This window comes from Collimonas sp. OK307, from assembly GCF_900113705.1.
Taxonomy (GTDB): Bacteria; Pseudomonadota; Gammaproteobacteria; order Burkholderiales; family Burkholderiaceae_D; genus Collimonas.
Genome location: NZ_FOQI01000001.1, coordinates 732958 through 750153, shown reverse-complemented (window position 1 = coordinate 750153; position 17196 = coordinate 732958). Strand labels below are relative to the sequence as shown.

The following is a 17196-nucleotide window of genomic DNA, read 5'->3' as shown; positions in this document are numbered from 1 at the left end:
CTTATGATTATCAATGGCTACCGGCTCCGGCAACAATCAGACACATGCAGGATAGAGATAGATATGGACGACATCACACTGTTAAAACAAGCATCCGGCCAATTTCACCCTTCGGCGGATTTTGTAAAAAACGCCACGATCTCCGGCATGGATGCGTATCGCGCCTTATGTGCAGAAGCCGAGCGCGATTATCAAGGCTTCTGGACGCGGCTGGCGCGTGAAAACCTGATCTGGCAAAAGCCGTTTACCAAAGCACTGGATGAATCCGATGCACCGTTCTACAGATGGTTTGAAGACGGTCATCTGAACGTTTCCTACAATTGCCTGGACCGGCATCTCGTCAACGGCAATGCCGATAAAACGGCGATCATTTTCGAAGCGGATGACGGCGAGGTGACCAGGGTCACTTATCGGGAATTGCATCGGAAGGTATGCAAATTTGCGAATGGCCTGAAAGCGCTGGGCGTTCGCAAAAGCGACCGGGTTGTCATCTATATGCCAATGTCGATCGAAGGCATAGCCGCGATGCAAGCCTGTGCCCGCATAGGGGCGATCCATTCGGTCGTATTCGGTGGATTCTCGGCCAAATCTTTGCAAGAACGCATCATCGACGCCGGCGCTGTTGCCGTCATCACGTCGGATGAACAGGTACGCGGCGGCAAATCGTTGCCGTTGAAATCGATTGTCGACCAGGCGCTTGAGATGGGCGGCTGCGATGACGTCAGACACGTCATCGTCCATCGCCGCACGGGGAACATGACAGGGCAGGTCGACGGACGGGATCTGTGGCTTGCCGATCTGATGGCCGCTCAATCGGACGTGTGCGAGCCTGAGTGGGTGAGCGCCGAACATCCGCTTTTCATCCTCTATACATCAGGCTCGACAGGCACGCCCAAGGGGGTGCAACATTCAAGCGGCGGCTTCTTGCTGTGGGCGACGCTGACGATGAAATGGACCTTCGACCTCAAGCCGTCCGACGTCTTCTGGTGCACTGCCGATATCGGCTGGGTGACCGGCCATAGCTATATCGCGTACGGCCCGCTGGCTGCCGGTGCGACTGAAATCGTGTTTGAAGGTGTGCCGACTTATCCCGATGCAGGGCGGTTCTGGCAGATGATACAGAAACATAAGGTGACGATCTTTTATACTGCGCCAACGGCGATCCGCTCGCTGATAAAAGCCGCCGACACCAATCCGGATGTGCATCCGCAACGATACGACCTGCAGAGCCTGCGTCTGTTAGGTTCGGTCGGCGAGCCGATCAATCCCGATGCGTGGCTCTGGTATTACAAGCATATAGGGCGCGAGCAATGCCCGATCGTCGATACGTTTTGGCAGACCGAAACCGGCGGCCACATGATTAGCCCGTTGCCGGGCGCCACTGCCATGGTGCCCGGCTCGTGCACTTTGCCGCTGCCCGGCATCATGATCGGCGTGGTCGATGAGGTCGGCAAGGATCTCCCTGACGGGCAGGGCGGTATCTTGGTCGTCAAGCGTCCATGGCCATCGATGATCCGTAATATCTGGGGCGATCCGCAGCGTTTCATCAAGAGTTATTTTCCTGAAGAGTTGGGTGGCAAGTTGTATCTGGCCGGCGATGGTGCTATTCGTGATGTCGAAACCGGTTATTTTACGATTACCGGACGCATCGACGATGTGTTGAACGTATCGGGCCACCGGATGGGAACGATGGAGATCGAATCGGCGCTGGTTGCCCATCCGCTGGTGGCGGAAGCTGCCGTGGTCGGTAAGCCGGACGCAACGACGGGGGAGTCGATTTGTGCTTTCGTGGTTCTCAAGCGAACGCGGCCAGTGGGTGACGAGGCGAAGCTGATTGCGGCCGAACTGCGTAACTGGGTGGGAAAGGAAATCGGTCCGATAGCAAAACCGAAAGAACTGCGTTTCGGGGATAATCTGCCGAAAACCCGTTCCGGCAAAATCATGCGGCGCCTGTTGCGTCTGCTAGCAAAGGGAGAAGAAGTGACGCAGGATATCTCGACATTGGAGAATCCAGCCATTCTGGAGCAATTGAAAGAGGTGGCCTGAGGCTGAAGTTGACGCCGGCAATGCCGGCGTCAACCCTTGTTCTCAAAGAAAAGGCGTGAATTGGCATCGGTCCGGAACAACACCGGTTTTTCCACAGATGCCGCAACATCCCGTGACCTGGCGTGCAAGACGATCTTCTTTACTTCGTCGTGATGTGGCGACTTGTTGCACACCGGATCCGCGCCGGCCGCATCGCCGGTGAGCGCGTATGCCTGGCAGCGACAGCCGCCGAAATCCTTTTTCTTTTCGTCGCAGCTACGGCACGGCTCCTGCATCCAGTAGTCGCCGCGATAGCGGTTGAAGGCGTCGCTATGCTGCCAGATGTCGTGCAGGCTGTATTGCGTTACGTTCGGGAATTCCATGCCGGGCAATGATCTGGCCGCATGGCAAGGCAGGGCAGTGCCATCGGCGCCAACTGCCAGAAAAACCGAACCCCAGCCGTTCATGCAGGCTTTTGGCCGTTCTTCGAAGTAATCCGGAACGACGAACAGGATCTTGACCCGGTTGCCGATCCGGGCGCGATACTCGTTGACGATGGCCTCCGCCTTCTCGACTTGCTCGCGGCTCGGCATGAGATGTGCGCGATTGACCAGGCCCCAGCCATAATATTGTGTATTCGCCAGTTCCAGGTATTCGACTCCCATCTCGATCGCCATATCGATAATGCGTGCGACGTGATCGAGGTTGTAGCGGTGCAGCACGACGTTGAGCACCATGGGATAGTCGTAGGCCTTGATCAGCCTGGCGGTGCGCGACTTCAGGTCGAAAGTCTTGGTGCTAGACAGGAAATCATTCATTTCCCTGGTTGAATCCTGGAACGACAGCTGGATGTGGTCGAGTCCCAGTTGCTTCATCCGGGCGATGCGGGTTTCCGTCAGGCCGATACCGGATGTGATCAGGTTGGTATAGTAACCGAGCTTGCGGCCTTCTTCTATCAAGTCTTCGAGATCGTCACGCAGCAATGGTTCGCCGCCGGAAAATCCGAGTTGGGCCGCACCCAGTTTGCGTGCCTGGCGCATTACATCGATCCATTGCGCGGTGCTCAATTCCTTCTTGTTTTCTGCGTAATTGAGCGGGTTGTAGCAAAACACACAATGCAGCGGGCAACGATACGTCAGTTCAGCCAGCAGCCAGAGCGGCGGCGGGGCGGCCTGATAGCCCTTTTCAGGAAATCCAGTTGCGTTCATTGGCAATCCGTAGGAAATCATTGACATCTTCTTTTAATCCGGCGACTGAAAACGCGCGTTCCAGGTCGTGTGTGATCGTCTGAACGTCGCGCTCGCCGTCGCAGAGTTTGAGGATCTCGGCGGCGCTGCGATTCAGTTTTACCATGCCTTCGGGGTAGAGCAGGACGTAGTCGCTTTGTGCGTCTTCCCACTGCAGTCGAAACAGCCTGGATAATTTTGGTTTTTCTGGCGGAGCATTCATGATGGTTCCAATGCAAAAATGGAATTAATTCAGGGATAAGCCTTTTCGATTGCATCCAACATGCTCCATAGCACGTCGAGTTTGAATTGAAGTATTTCCAGCGCGCGTTCCTGCTGCACACGCGTGACGAAATGATCCAGTGTCACTTGCAGGCCATGTTCGACGTCGCGCTCGGCCAGCGAGATACGGCTGCGGAAGTACTGCAAGCCGTCAGGTTCGATCCATGCGTAATGCCGGGGCCAGTTGGCTAACCGATCCTTGTGGATTTTGGGAGCGAACATTTCAGTAAGCGACGAACAGACGGCCTCCTGCCATGGCGCACAGCGCGCGAAATTGACATAGGCGTCGACCGCAAAGCGCACACCGGGGGCAACATGCTGCAATGACCACACCTCATCGCCCGGAATGCCGGCTGCCATGGCGAGCCGTGCCCAGGCTTCGATGCCGCCCGCATTGTCTTCCCAACCGTCGTGGTCGAGTATGCGTTGTACCCATTTGCGACGGGTTTCGCGATCAGGGCAATTGGCAATGATTGCCGCATCTTTTTGCGGGATCCTGATTTGATAATAGAAACGATTGGCGATCCATCCGCGTACCTGGTCACGGCTGAGCAAACCTTCGTTCATCTTGACGTTGAACGGATGATGAATGTGATAGCCAGCTCCTTTGGCGCTTAGCTGCGCTTCGAATTCGGTGCGATTCCAGGCCGGCAAGATGTTACTTTTCATTGCGTCGTTCATAGCGTGATTTCCATTCCGTCAAATGCGACTTCAATCCCGTGCTGCGCAAGTATCGCGCGCTCAGCGGAGTTTTCGTCAAGGATCGGGTTAGTGTTGTTGATATGAATCAGGACCTTGCGCGTATCGGGAATCGCGTTCAGGACCTCTATCATTCCGCCCCTGCCGGATTGCGGCAGATGTCCCATGTCGGCGGCCATCTTTTTTGAAAAACCCAGCTGTATCATTTCGTCGGCGGTCCAGAAGGTGCCGTCCACCAGAATACAATCGGCGCCATGCATCGCCTTGAGGACGTGAGGTTCGGTCTCGCCCAGGCCGGGAGCGTAAAAGACTTTCTTCCCGGTCTTCTTATCCTCGATGACCAGGCCCAGATTATCTCCAGGCTGCGGCATTTCCCGATGCGGAGAGTAGGGCGGCGCCTTGCTTGAAAGGGCCAGCGGAGTGAAGCTGATATCCGCTATCCGCGGCAATTCCACCGGTGCGGCGTTGTGATTGGCGGTGAGCATATGCCATTGGACACCGCAATAGTGCGACAGCACGTGTACCAGCGGCAGGCCGCCGGTAAGGTCGTCCCAGACTGCGCTGGTGCAATACAGCGGAAGCGGTTTTCCTTCGCGCAGCATTAATAATCCGGTGACATGGTCGATCTGCGCGTCCATCAGCATCACCGCAGCGATGCCGGTATCGCGCTTGCCGCGTGCCGGCTGCAAAGCCGGATTGGCGCGGATTTGGGTCAAGATGTCTGGAGAGGCATTGATCAGTACCCAATCGCTGCCATTGGATGACACGGCAATCGACGATTGCGTACGTGCGCGGGCGTTGACACTACCGTTGCGTACACCATTGCAGTTACGGCAGTTGCAATTCCACTGAGGGAAGCCGCCACCTGCTGCAGATCCTAATACGATGATTTTCATTGTGCTTTCGCGTAAGCCTTGAATGAAGCGCGGTAACCGTTTTACGGTCGCCGCGCGGTCCTCATGAATCAGAGGCGATTAATAGCTGAGGAATAACAACTAAAGATTAATAACGAAGGATTAACGATTGGCGATATACATCGTGATTTCAAAGCCGAAACGCAGGTCGGAAAATTCAGGTTTGCTCCAGGTCATGATTGTCTCCATTCAATTAGAAAAATAACGGGTACGATTTGTGATTGCATGTCAGCATTGCCGATCGTACTTCTTGAAAACTGATGCAATCATGTCGATAAACGCAAGTTCCATGCCGAAGACTTTTCCTGAGCCTGTGCAAGTCGGATATCTGCCCGTAGGCGACGGCCATCGCTTGTATTTCGCCGAATACGGCTGCAGCTTCGGTCCGGCCGCAGTGGTGTTGCATGGCGGTCCGGGCAGCAGTTGTCACGCGGGCATGCTGGACTGGTTCGATTTATCGCGCCAGCGCGTGGTTCTGTTCGATCAGCGCGGTGCGGGACTGAGTCTGCCTGCTGCTTCGCTGGCGCATAACCGGACCTCCGACCTGATTCAGGATATAGAACGCTTGCGCGAACACCTGCAGATTGCCCGGTGGATGGTCGTAGGCGGCTCGTGGGGCGCTGCGCTGGGAGTCTTGTATGCCGGGCGTTACCCGGCACGATTGAGCGCCCTGGTGCTGCGCGGGGTGTTTCTAGCCAGTCCTCGGGAAATGACCTGGTTTTTCCAGTCGCTGCAGGCGTTGGCGCCGGAGGCCTGGGCAGAACTGACAAGTGGATGGAGGCGAGAGCAAAAGAACAATGTGCTCCAATTCCTGACAGCGCTGTTGCAGAATGGAACAGTGGAGCAACAACGCGATGCCGCGATGCGGTGGCGGCGCTACGAGAATGCGTTGATGCAGGCGATGATCGGCGCATCGGCTGCACCCGGTTCAGTTGAGGCCGACCCGGCGGCTGTAGCGAAATACGTGGTGCAATCGCACTATCTGTTTCAGGGTTGCTTTACCAGCGAACGGGAGTTGTTCCGTGCCGCGCGTAATGCGGCGGCGGTGCCGGCCATTTTGATTCATGGCACGCGCGACTGGATCTGTCCGCCCGAGAATGCATGGCGCTTGCGGCGGTTCATGCCGCACGCAGAACTGCGGTGGATCAATGGGGGAACGCATACCCCGGCAGATGCGGCGATAAAGGTAGCGTTGACGCAGGCTATACGCGATCTGGGATGAATCGCCCGAATGGTGATTCCGGGCCGATGGCCAGCCTTAACCGCAGCGCCAGGATTTTATTTTTGGGGAGGAAGTTTTCGGTAAATGGTGTTGCGGGATACGCCCAGTGCCTTGGCCGTGGCGGATACATTGCCGCCGTTGGACTCCAGCGCTTGCTGGATGACCGAGATTTCCATCTCTTCAAGATTGGCGCCGTTGGACACCCGCCAGTTCGTGCTTTCTTCCGGTTTCGGGGTGCGGCACAGGTCGATGTCGTCAAGGAAATCGTCCGGCAAGTGCTGGCGCTGAATGACATTTTCCTGGTCGGCCATGACGATCGCGGTGCGCAACAGGTTCGTCAGCTGACGGAAGTTGCCCGGCCAGTTGTGTTGCTTGAACAGTTGCATGATTTCTGGCGAGACCGTATAGGTTTTTCCCGAAGATTCTGCCAGCAATATTTTTTCTACGACCGTTTCGATGTCGGTCCTCTCGCGTAGCGGCGGCAACCTGACCACCAGGCCATTGAGCCGATAGTAGAGATCTTCGCGAAATTCACCCTTGGCAATCATCTCCCGCAGATTGCGATTGGTCGCGCAAATGAGTTCGATATTCACGGGAATCGATTTGGTGCTGCCCAGCGGCGTGACCATACGTTCCTGCAGCACACGCAGCAAGCGGGCTTGCAGGCTGAACGGCATATCGCCGATTTCATCCAGGAAAAGCGTACCGCCGTTACCTTGCAGGATCTTGCCGACGGCGCCTTTTTTGCGGGCGCCGGTAAAGGCGCCGTCCTCGTAGCCGAATAATTCCGACTCAATCAATGTTTCCGGGATCGACGCGCAATTGACGGCCACGAAAGGGCCGTTGGCGCGTGGCGAATCATTGTGTATCGCTTGTGCCAGCAACTCCTTGCCAGTCCCGGTTTCACCCATGACCAGAATCGGGATGTCGCGTCCCAACACCTTGTTGACCTTGTCAATCAGCGCGGCGACCTGCGGATCGCCGGTGTTCAGATAGCGCAGGCCGGACAGGCGCCTGGCGTTCTGGTTCGTGGCATGGGCGGATGGAGAACCCAGGTTGCCGCTTCTGGCACCATCTCTGGCGCCATCGTCATTGTGGCGGACCAGCTCGGCTGACTGCTGGAATATGCTGTTGGTGGTATTCAGTTCCGCGCGTCCATAGACGCGCACGCCGCTGGGCATGCAAAGATTGAGCAGGCCAGGCATCGCCGTGCGGTAGTGGTCGAAGAGGGCCGAAATGGGCAGGCCGAACAGGGAACTGAAAGTGTGCGATTGCAGTGCCGAGAGCGACAAGCCAAGCTGGAACAGGCCGGTCTTGTTGGCGGAAAGAAAACTTCCGCTAGGCGAGAACGAGGCGATGCCTTCCATCAGCGTGCCGATGAATTCCGGCCTGGTGTTGAAGTGCAAAGTGATCGAATGCTGGAATGCGGTTGAAAACAAGTGATTTTCTATCATCTGCGCAGACATGCGCACCAGCGCCATAGTGTGCTTGTGAAAACTGGACTGGTCGCCCGTTACATCCAGCACGCCGATCACATTGCCCTGATGATCGGAAATTGGCGCTGCGGAACAGGTCAGGAAGTGATTGGCTTGCAGATAATGTTCGTTCGCGTGGATTTGCACCGGTTGGTTCTCGACGATCGCAGTGCCGATCGCATTGGTTCCCTTGCTCGCTTCGGACCAGATGACACCCGGTTTCAACGCAACCCGGTTGGCTTTTTCCAGGAAGTCGTCATCGCCCAGGGTATGCACGATCAAGCCGTTGACGTCGGTCAGTATGACCATGTTGTGCGTATTGATGATTTGTTCGTACAGCGTTTCCATTACCGGCAACGCATGTGCATGCAGGATGCGGTTCTGTTCCAGCAATAGCGAGAAATCAGTCCGCGCGATGGGACTGAAATCCGGTTTTTCCGTTTCGGACAAACCGTAGGCGATCGAACGTTGACGGGATTCTTCTATCATCATATGCGCATCGCATGCAGAAAACGTGCCACTGTTTGCGACGGCCGTAGATACGCCCTTGGACGAACTTTTATTCGTTTCTTTAATTATCAATCGTGACACGACTTGTCTCCTGCGGAACTCCTGCTGAATTGGCTGCTGAATCTGCAGTTGTTCATTTTTTTTATTTTGTATTGTTGATTAATGTAGCACCTGTTCAGTTATGTGACAGGAAAATCGTGTTGGATACGGAAATCCCGCTGGCACGGCAATTGCTGAATTCTCCTCATTCTTTTAAAAAACTGTTGAGGAGACTGTATGAAAACCATCCGAACCATCCTTTCAGCGTGTGCTTTGCTGGCCGCTGCATCCATGCCCCTGACGGCGTCGGCGCATGGCGACGTAACCCCTCAGGCTATGGACACCAAGACCTTGCCAGCACTCGGTACCGAATGGCGAGACGAAAATCCTTACCGCGGCCAGAAAGAGGCTATAAAGATCGGCACCTCGGGTTACGCTGAAAATTGCGCGCGCTGCCATGGATTGCAGGCGCAATCCGGTGGCATCGCTCCCGACCTGCGTTTGCTGGATCGCGATTGCGTCGACCTGAAAGGAGATGTCAAAAAGCAAGCTTGCTACAAAGAAACTGATAAATATTTCCTGACATCCATCCGCCACGGGAAAGTGCGTAACGGCGCGGTCTACATGCCGCCGTTCGAAGGCATCCTGAACCAGGAAGCGATGTGGTCCATCAAGGCTTACCTTGAGACTGTGCGCGCGATTAAATAATCGACGCGGTCGCGCCGCCGGTTGCAATCCGGCTGGCGCGATCATCCGGCATATAACTGCCGATACCAAACACCGGAGCGCCGCACCATGACCAAAATTTCTTACAGAGCCTGTATCGCGATACTGGCGCTCGTTTGCCTGTTCCTGGGTATTAGTCCACCGGTAAGAGCCGGCGAGGATTTTTCAAAAATAACGCAGTCGGGTATTTTGAAGGTGGCTGTGTACAACGAGTTCGCGCCATTTTCGTCGGGTGATGGCGGCATCGACATCGATCTGGCCGAAGCGCTGGCGAAAAAAACGGGATTGAAGCTGAGTCTGCTGCCATTTCCCGCCGGTGACGATCTCGACGAAGATTTACGCAATATGGTGTGGAAAGGCCACTATCTAGGATACGGTCCGGCCGATGTGATGCTGCATGTGCCGGTAGACCCGCGTCTGATGAAGCAGAATGACAAGGTCGAAATTTTCGCGCCATATCATCGCGAGGTAGTACGCCTCGTTACAGACGTGCGCAAAGTGCCGCAATTCGAGAATCTGGATTCGATCGCCGGGAAAAAGATCGGCGTGGAAAAAGTGTCGATAAGTGCGGTCGTGCTGCTCGGTGCGGAAGATGGGAAATTCCGGGATGACGTAAAAATCTACCCGACGGCAACGGCGGCACTGGAGCAGCTGAAAGCAGGCGGGCTGGATGGCGTTGTTGCGAACCTGTCGGAAATCGAATCGGTGTTGAGAGCCGATCCGAATTATCGCATCAGTGAAGTCACGTTCCAGCGATTGCCGCCCAAAGGCTGGGTGGTTGGCATGGCGGTGAAGAAGAGCGATCCGGAGCTCGTCAAACTATTGCAAGACGCGACCAATGCGTTGGTGACATCCGGCGAGATGGCGGCAATTTTTGCCAAACATGGCGTGAAAGTCCTCGCCCCTTGATATTCCCGCTGTTCTGATAGCACAAACAGAAAAACAAAATAATGAGACATGTTCTTGGGACATTGCCGCCGGGGGTCCCCGTCAGACGTAAAATTGTTGTCGTTCTTGCTACTGCATTCGCCGGTTGCTGGTCCGCTCAGGCACTTGCCGACAATCCGGCCGAAGCCATGGAGTTGCCGACAATTGAAGTAATTGGCACTACGCCGTTGCCCGGGCTAGGTACCCCGATTCGTGACGTCGCTGGTAACGTGCAGGTCTTTACACGCAAGGATCTCGCCACTCAGCGACAGGGTAATCTGGCTGAATTCCTGGAGCAGAATCCGACCAGCGTCACCGTCAATTCGTCGCAGGGTAATCCGTTTCAGCCGGACATCAGCTTTCGTGGATTTACCGCATCGCCGCTGCTTGGCTTGCCGCAGGGCTTGTCAGTGTTTCAAGACGGCGTGCGCATCAATGAGGCGTTCGGTGACGTGGTTAACTGGGATCTGTTACCGCAATCGGCGATTTCCAGCATCCAGCTGATTCCCGGATCGAATCCGATTTTCGGTCTCAATACGCTCGGCGGGGCGTTGGCGATCTACACTAAAAGCGGTGCACAAAATCCCGGTGGGGCAGTGGAAGTATCGGCTGGTTCTTTCGGGCGCAAGACGGTCGAATTCGAACAGGGCGGAAAGTTTGGGGCCGGTGGCAATCTGGATTATTTTTTTACCGGTAATTATTCCAAAGATAATGGCTGGGCCGATCACAATCCGAGCAAGGTGCAGCAGTTCTTCGGCAAGGTGGGCTACCAGACCAGCACCACCGATCTGGACATCAGCCTGAGTGCCGCCGACAATTCGCTGCAAGGCACGCAGGCCTTGCCGATGTCGTTTTCCAACAATATCCGCCAGGCTTATACCTATCCCGATAGCAACCAGAATCAGCTTGGGTTCTTGACGGTGAAGGGTAGCCACTTCATAAACGACAAGGTGCTTATCAGCGGCAATCTATATTATCGCCACTACAAGAACAGCGGTTTCAGTAGTAATGTCAACGGTGATGGCGACCAGGCAGATGCTGCCGCAGGCCCGGTCGATATGGCGCAGGCAACGAATAATCGCTCGGAGATCGATCAGGCCGGATACGGTCTTGGCCTGCAAATGACCTTGCTGGGCCAGTTGGCCGGCAAGAAGAACCAGTTTGTAATGGGTGCTAGCGGCGATTTCGGCGACGCCCGCTTTACTCAGGCAAATCAGGATGCTGAATTCACGCCGGATCGCGGTACGGTCGCCACTGGTGATTTTCATCAGGCCACAGATGCCAAAACCCGCAACAGTTATTACGGTATTTTCTTCTCGGATGCGCTATCGATGACTGACCGCTGGACGCTGACATTGTCCGGGCGCTACAACCTGGCGCGTATCAGCATTGCCGACCAGACCGGCGAGTCACCGAAGCTCAATGGCGACCATCAGTTTTCGCGTTTCAATCCAGCCATCGGCGTGAACTACAACCCGACATCGAAGCTGACTATCTATGGCTCCTACAGCGAAGGAATGCGCACACCGACGCCGGTGGAACTGACTTGCGCAGATCCGGATGCGCCGTGCCAGCTGCCCAATAACTTCATTGCCGATCCGGCGTTGAAGAAGGTGGTTTCTCGCACACTGGAGTTAGGTACCCGAGGTAAATTCGGCGAGGAGTCGCAATGGAGCGCGGCGCTCTACCGAACCGATCTGGACGACGATATTCAGTTCATCAGCAGCAATGGCATAGCTACAAATGCCGGTTATTTCCAGAATGTCGGCAAGACGCGCCGACAGGGGCTTGAACTGTCTGCAAGCACCCGGTTTGGCGCATTAGGTGTGTCTGCCCACTATAGTTTCATCGACGCGACTTTCCAGTCGCCGTTTGCGGAAAGTAGTCCGAACAATTCTACCGCGGACGCCAATGGTGTCATTCAGGTCAAGCCAGGCAACCAGATTCCCGGCATTCCACGTCACTCTTTCAAGCTAAGGCTTGATTACGATATTAGCGAAAAATGGTCGATCGGCGCCAACGGCATCCTCAATAGCGCCATATTTGCACGGGGCGATGAAAACAATAGCGACACCCAAGGCAAAGTACCTGGCTATGGTGTGGTCAATCTCGATACCCGCTACAAAATCAGCCATGATCTGGAATTTTTTGCACGCGTCAACAACCTGTTGAACAAACAGTATGCAAATTTCGGCATTCTTGGCCAGAACTATTTCAACGGACCTAACCAGTCGTATGACGCCGTCAATCCCACTATCGAACAGTTTCGCGGCTATGGCGCGCCGCGTGGAATCTGGTTAGGTCTGCGTTATAGCTGGAAGTGATAGTGCCGGGTGCGCCTGGCGTGGCATTCAACAGCTTCGGCGGTTTTTTATGATTCTTTGTTACTTCACTTGAGGATTTAAGCTCGATCAACCTGGCATTCGTAACGATATCCATCAGTTGCTCGACGATGTCACCGATGGTCGTATCCTGCTGAGCTGCCAGTCGCCTTAGTTTCTTGTGATGTCTTTCGTCGATGTTCACAACCAGCTTTACTTCACCCGCACGCACCAGTCCATCCTTCGCAAAACACAGCCAGTAGATGGCAACGCAAGCGATTGCACCGAGAAGAAAAAGTTGGAATTTTGCTGAATCTCGTTCGCCATGAAGCCAGAGTTCACCCCCTGCGGCCAAGCTCACCAGCAAGGCAGACGACCAGACGATCGCGACTAATATCAGGATTCTTTTTTCTCGCCCAACCTCGTCATACAGGAAGCGTTTTCGAAGTAGCTGACGGAATTCTTTCATAGAATTCTCCTTTATATGCACAACGGAACGTTGCGCCGGAGGCCTTGCCCGATGGCGGGGCAAAAGAATTATCCGATGCGCGTCCCTCTCTCCCAAGTAGCCAACATAGTACATTTTCACATGAAAACAATGTATTTTTCCCTTGACGCAGGCTGCTGGCAAGAGATGGCTGCCATTTCGCCTGCAGTAAATCCAAAGCGTTACGAGCGGTTTGGCGCGTGGTAGGATCGCTCCTCTTGAAAAATGAGGTGCAGTGATGGAAGTAAAAAGCTATCCCTATAAGGGACATGCGGTAATCCCCCGGCTGGAACAACAGGGCAGCGGTAAATATGCGGCGTGTTTTACGATTCAGGCGGGCAAAGATGGCGCTGGTGAAACACGCTACGTGCGTATTTCGCCGACTAATGAATTCGATACCGAGGACGATGCAATTTCCTACATTCTCGATTTCGCAGGCGACTGGATCGACGAAAATCCGATCTAGCTGGACGCCATCTCTATACCCGCAAGCTTGCAATCCGACCTCTCGGTGTTTTTCCAGGTTCTATAGTCTTTTTCATCCTTTGCCCGTAGAAACGAGGCGGATGCCGCGCCTGCCTGGGCGCAGGCAACCTTGGCCAAGCCGCTGCGTTTAGCTATTTCATATTGCGTCACGGTGTGAAATGCCGCGTTTCTGTCAATGGCACGTGTACTTTCCCTGGCCACTACTTCAATACCGTCACAGAAGAAATACCAAATGCCAGGGGCAAGAGCGATAAAACAGAAAATCGTTTGTGCTGCGCTTAGATCCTTGCCTCTCACTATGTCTGCCTTCCAATATTGCTCATCGCAAACTATTGAAATCAGGGTGTTATCGACTTCTGATCTTGATCAGGCTGATCGTTAAATTAATTTTTTATCAATTTCTGGCATGTTAATTTAATTTTCAAAAAAAACAATGGTATAAAATTGACAATAGAGAAATAAATCATTTGATTACGTTCGATTGAATGTGTTTTTCATGCGATAAAAGCACGTGTTATTTGAATGGTATTGACGATGGATTCAGGTGAAATTGTGCCTTGGAGTAATCGGCAAGCAAAATCAGAAACGCGCAAACCTGGGTGAGCTGAGGCGAGTGCTGGTACGCCTGCAGCGGCTGCTGGCGCCTAAACCGGCTGCCTTGTTCCGGCTGCTGCAAAGGCCGCCGAACTGGGTGGCTGAAATCGATCTGCAGGAACTGCGCCACGCCACGGAAGAGTTTTCAGTGGTATTGCATGACATCGCAATGCTGCAGGAACGCATCAAATTGCTGCAGGAAGAAATTGCGCGCGCGTCAATGAGGGAAATAATCGTAGCCTGTTCGTGCTGACGATTGTCACGGTGCTGGCTTTGCCGATCAATATCATCGCCAGCCTGCTTGGCATGAATGTGGGAGGTATCCCGTTGGGCCAAGATCCGCAAGGCTTCTGGATCATCGCCACCTTTACGGCGGTCGCCGGCTGGCTGGCCTTCAGGAAGCGTGGGGAGGAATAGCGTTAGCGTCGCTCACGGAATAGAAAAATTCTCTGTATCATCGACGTCGCGGAAATTCACCGGCTGAGCCGCCTATCCCAGCATAACCCAGCATAAAGGAAAATCTCATGTCCAGTCATGTCGCTACTATCGAGTGGCAACGAGCGGATGCGGTATTCGTTGACAACCGATATAGCCGTGCTCACCAGTGGCAGTTCGACGGCGGGGCGGTAGTACCTGCATCGAGTTCGCCGCACGTGGTCAGGGTGCCTTTGTCGAATCCGGCGAATGTCGATCCGGAAGAGGCTTTTGTAGCCTCCTTGTCGAGTTGCCACATGCTGTGGTTCCTCGACATCGCGCGTAGCGCAGGTTATGTGGTCGACCGTTATGTCGATCACGCCACCGGTCACATGCAACGTGGCGCAGATGGTAAAAGCTGGATCGCATTGGTTGAATTGATGCCGGCGGTGGTTTTCTCCGGCGCCAAGATTCCGGATGACGCCGGGCTCGAGCAGTTGCACCACAAGGCGCATGAAGAATGTTTCCTGGCGCGCTCGGTGAAGAGCGAAATCCGGATCGCAGGCACATGGAGCCATGCTGCGTGATGAGCGCCATCTGGCCATCCTTATCCTGATTAGCGCGGAGGCGGGTAAAATACCGGCGGCGCATGCTTGCCGCCCGAGCCGGGATTCGCTGGTGCGGGCGTTGGCAAACTGCCACTATAAGATGTTTAAACAGGAACAATAATGGCAAAGAAGAATGAAGAGCTGGATCCGGAAACGCTGGCTTTGATCAATTGGTGCATTGAAGTCGAAGGCTTTCTGGTAGCCGGCGGCGCCACGCTGGAGCAGGCGCAAGAACATATCGAAGAGCAGGTGGAATGGTTCACCGACCAGTTTTATGATGGCTTGACGCCGGAGCAGGCCGCCAAAGCGGCACTGAGCGATTAACCTTTAGCGACTAAAGATGTTTGCCGAGGCGCGTTTGTCACAATGAATCAACATGAAATAGGGCGCGGCATCAGCTTGTCGGTCGGTGCCTCGATGCTGTTCGCCTTATTGTCCGGCTACACAAAATTGCTGGCGCCGCTCGACGGCCTCGATATATTTGCGTGGCGTGTGGTATGGACGGTGCCCGGCGCGCTGGCTTTGCTGGTCCTGCGCCAGCGTTTGCCGCAGGCTGGCGTCTTGTTGCGCCGTCTGGCTCGCGAACCCTTGACTTGCATTGCCTTGGCGGCAGCAGCAGCGTTGCTCGGGCTGCAGGCTTGGATTTTCATGTGGGCGCCTTTGCACGGCCGCGCGCTCGAGGTCTCGCTCGGCTATTTCCTGCTGCCGTTGACGATGGTGCTGGTCGGCCGCTTCTATTATCGCGAGCGACTGGATCTCCTCCAATGGCTGGCGGTCGCTTGCGCGGTGGCCGGCGTGTTGCACGAACTGTGGCTGGCGCGCAGTTTTGCCTGGCCAACGCTGGTGGTGGCACTGGGCTATCCACCGTACTTTATCCTGCGCCGCAAGATCAATGCCGATCCGGTGGTGGCATTTGCGTTCGAAATGACTTTGCTGTTGCCAGTGGTCGCCATCATGCTGTATGTGCGTGATTCCTTGCCGGTGATTGCCCACCGGCCGGATATGTGGCTATACCTGTTGCCGGGACTGGGTTTGTTGAGCACCGTGGCGCTGGGCGCTTACCTGGGCGCCAGCCGGCTATTGCCGATGGCCCTGTTCGGTATCCTCGGGTACGTCGAGCCTGTATTACTGGTCGGCGTCGCCATCATTTTCCTTGGCGAATCCATGGCGCCGGGACAGCTGGCGACTTACATTCCCATCTGGTGTGCGGTAGCGCTGACTGCGGTGCACAGCGTGCGCTTGTTGCGCAAGCAGCGGGCCGGGCGGTACGCGGGGTAATCTTCACTGCGTGCGGAAACTCAGGAATCGGCATATTCTTCCTGTGATAGTTCATTTGGATAAATAATCGTGCAAATCACCACGCGCAAAAAATTTTCCGACGACGCACGTTTCTGGCGCAGCCCGCTGCTCCCGGATGCCGAACTGCTTACAGCGGAATTCTTCGATCAAGAATTCGCGCCTCACTGGCATGACGGTTTTTCGATTCCGGTCATTCAGGCGGGCGCCCAAACCTACCAATATCGTGGCACGCGCTGCCTCGCCAGCGCACGTTGCATCGCCGCCATCAACCCGGGCGAAGTGCATACAGGTGAACGTGCTACAGAAAATGGCTGGGCGTACCGCGCGTTCTATCCTTCGCTCGCCTGGATGCAGAACCTGGCAAGCGATATCGCCGGCCATCGGGTGAGTACGCCGTGGTTGGTCGATGGCGTGATTCATGATCCGGAAGTCGCAGGCAGACTCACGCTCGCACACCAGATGCTGGAGCAAAATGCGGACCCGTTATCTGCCGAAACGGCGTTGATAACCGCCTTCGCAATGCTGCTGAAGCGCCATTCAGTATTGCCGCCAGAGGTGCATGTCTTACACGCTGATACGCAGCGATTGCATTTGTTGCAGGCAAAACTTGCAGAAGAGTTGACTATCCCTGTCACGTTGACTGAACTCGCGGCAGTTGTCGGCCTGTCGCCATTCCATGTCGCCCGTTTATTTTCGCGCGGCGTCGGCATGCCGCCGCATGCATGGCGCAATCAGCTGCGGCTTAACCGTTCCCAAGGCTTGTTACGCCAGGGTTTGTCTGCGACCGATGTCGCCGCTGCTGTCGGGTTTGCGGATCAAAGCCATTTCGGGCGGCATTTCAAGCGCGCTTTTGGCGCTACGCCGGGGCGTTGGCAGTTAGCCACCGGTCAAAGTCATCGTCCTGTCACAAGACTGCTATAAGTTGACGCTCTGTGTCCGATG

The 17196-nt window shown here is 55.0% G+C and carries 17 protein-coding genes and 1 pseudogene; 11 read left to right on the top strand and 7 right to left on the bottom strand.

Annotated elements, in window-relative coordinates; all coding sequences use genetic code 11:
• Positions 1 to 63 precede the first annotated feature (63 nt).
• Positions 64 to 2046, top strand: coding sequence for an acetate--CoA ligase (gene acs, locus BM205_RS03370; protein ID WP_092412472.1), 1983 nt, complete (start codon positions 64 to 66; stop codon positions 2044 to 2046).
• A 29-nt stretch (positions 2047 to 2075) separates the two neighbouring features.
• Here acs and pqqE read toward each other — a convergent pair whose 3' ends face one another.
• The 5 genes from pqqE to pqqA all read right to left on the bottom strand — a co-directional run bounded on the left by pqqE (position 2076) and on the right by pqqA (position 5323).
• Positions 2076 to 3233, bottom strand: a complete 1158-nt coding sequence (gene pqqE / locus BM205_RS03365; RefSeq protein ID WP_092412470.1) for a pyrroloquinoline quinone biosynthesis protein PqqE — start codon at positions 3231 to 3233, stop codon at positions 2076 to 2078.
• Positions 3211 to 3474: a pyrroloquinoline quinone biosynthesis peptide chaperone PqqD gene (gene pqqD, locus BM205_RS03360; protein WP_092412468.1), complete on the bottom strand. Its 264-nt coding sequence runs from the start codon at positions 3472 to 3474 to the stop codon at positions 3211 to 3213. The genes pqqE and pqqD overlap by 23 nt, the downstream gene beginning before the upstream one ends.
• Before the next feature lie 29 nt (positions 3475 to 3503).
• Entirely contained in the window at positions 3504 to 4202 is a 699-nt protein-coding gene (gene pqqC / locus BM205_RS03355) for a pyrroloquinoline-quinone synthase PqqC (RefSeq protein WP_254783710.1), read from the bottom strand.
• Positions 4203 to 4210: 8 nt separating this feature from the next.
• Complete coding sequence (gene pqqB / locus BM205_RS03350; protein ID WP_092412464.1) at positions 4211 to 5128, bottom strand: pyrroloquinoline quinone biosynthesis protein PqqB; 918 nt, start codon at positions 5126 to 5128, stop codon at positions 4211 to 4213.
• Between the two features lie 120 nt (positions 5129 to 5248).
• Positions 5249 to 5323 (bottom strand): pyrroloquinoline quinone precursor peptide PqqA, encoded by a 75-nt coding sequence (gene pqqA, locus BM205_RS03345; RefSeq protein ID WP_139217194.1) that lies wholly within the window; start codon positions 5321 to 5323, stop codon positions 5249 to 5251.
• 112 nt (positions 5324 to 5435) lie between these two features.
• Between pqqA and BM205_RS03340 the strand changes: the two genes are divergently transcribed.
• On the top strand, positions 5436 to 6368 hold the full coding sequence (locus BM205_RS03340) for an alpha/beta fold hydrolase (RefSeq protein ID WP_175511129.1): 933 nt from the start codon (positions 5436 to 5438) through the stop codon (positions 6366 to 6368).
• Positions 6369 to 6424: 56 nt separating this feature from the next.
• Here BM205_RS03340 and BM205_RS03335 read toward each other — a convergent pair whose 3' ends face one another.
• Positions 6425 to 8332 (bottom strand): sigma-54-dependent Fis family transcriptional regulator, encoded by a 1908-nt coding sequence (locus BM205_RS03335; RefSeq protein ID WP_092412693.1) that lies wholly within the window; start codon positions 8330 to 8332, stop codon positions 6425 to 6427.
• Between the two features lie 297 nt (positions 8333 to 8629).
• Here BM205_RS03335 and pedF point away from each other — a divergent pair, with 297 nt between their 5' ends.
• From pedF to BM205_RS03320, 3 genes are all read left to right on the top strand, one after another.
• Positions 8630 to 9100: a cytochrome c-550 PedF gene (gene pedF / locus BM205_RS03330; RefSeq protein ID WP_092412460.1), complete on the top strand. Its 471-nt coding sequence runs from the start codon at positions 8630 to 8632 to the stop codon at positions 9098 to 9100.
• A gap of 87 nt (positions 9101 to 9187) precedes the next feature.
• Entirely contained in the window at positions 9188 to 10027 is an 840-nt protein-coding gene (locus BM205_RS03325) for a substrate-binding periplasmic protein (RefSeq protein WP_092412458.1), read from the top strand.
• Positions 10028 to 10068: 41 nt separating this feature from the next.
• A complete protein-coding gene (locus BM205_RS03320) occupies positions 10069 to 12369 on the top strand; it encodes a TonB-dependent receptor (RefSeq protein ID WP_092412456.1) in 2301 nt (766 codons plus the stop codon).
• Here BM205_RS03320 and BM205_RS03315 read toward each other — a convergent pair.
• Positions 12299 to 12835: a hypothetical protein gene (locus BM205_RS03315; protein ID WP_092412454.1), complete on the bottom strand. Its 537-nt coding sequence runs from the start codon at positions 12833 to 12835 to the stop codon at positions 12299 to 12301. The genes BM205_RS03320 and BM205_RS03315 overlap by 71 nt on opposite strands.
• 256 nt (positions 12836 to 13091) lie before the next feature.
• Between BM205_RS03315 and BM205_RS03310 the strand changes: the two genes are divergently transcribed.
• The 6 genes and pseudogenes from BM205_RS03310 (at position 13092) to BM205_RS03280 (ending at position 17175) form a co-directional block, all read left to right on the top strand.
• Positions 13092 to 13319 (top strand): hypothetical protein, encoded by a 228-nt coding sequence (locus BM205_RS03310; protein ID WP_092412452.1) that lies wholly within the window; start codon positions 13092 to 13094, stop codon positions 13317 to 13319.
• A gap of 588 nt (positions 13320 to 13907) precedes the next feature.
• Positions 13908 to 14350: pseudogene (locus BM205_RS03300) on the top strand (CorA family divalent cation transporter); the annotation flags it as partial.
• A gap of 107 nt (positions 14351 to 14457) precedes the next feature.
• Positions 14458 to 14934, top strand: a complete 477-nt coding sequence (locus BM205_RS03295) for an OsmC family protein (protein ID WP_092412448.1) — start codon at positions 14458 to 14460, stop codon at positions 14932 to 14934.
• A gap of 141 nt (positions 14935 to 15075) precedes the next feature.
• Positions 15076 to 15279 carry a hypothetical protein gene (locus BM205_RS03290; protein WP_092412446.1) on the top strand — a complete coding sequence of 68 codons (204 nt, stop codon included), beginning with the start codon at positions 15076 to 15078 and terminating at the stop codon, positions 15277 to 15279.
• Positions 15280 to 15321: 42 nt separating this feature from the next.
• A complete protein-coding gene (gene rarD, locus BM205_RS03285; protein WP_092412444.1) occupies positions 15322 to 16233 on the top strand; it encodes an EamA family transporter RarD in 912 nt (303 codons plus the stop codon).
• A 69-nt stretch (positions 16234 to 16302) separates the two neighbouring features.
• Entirely contained in the window at positions 16303 to 17175 is an 873-nt protein-coding gene (locus tag BM205_RS03280; RefSeq protein ID WP_371326446.1) for an AraC family transcriptional regulator, read from the top strand.
• Positions 17176 to 17196: the final 21 nt, after the last annotated feature.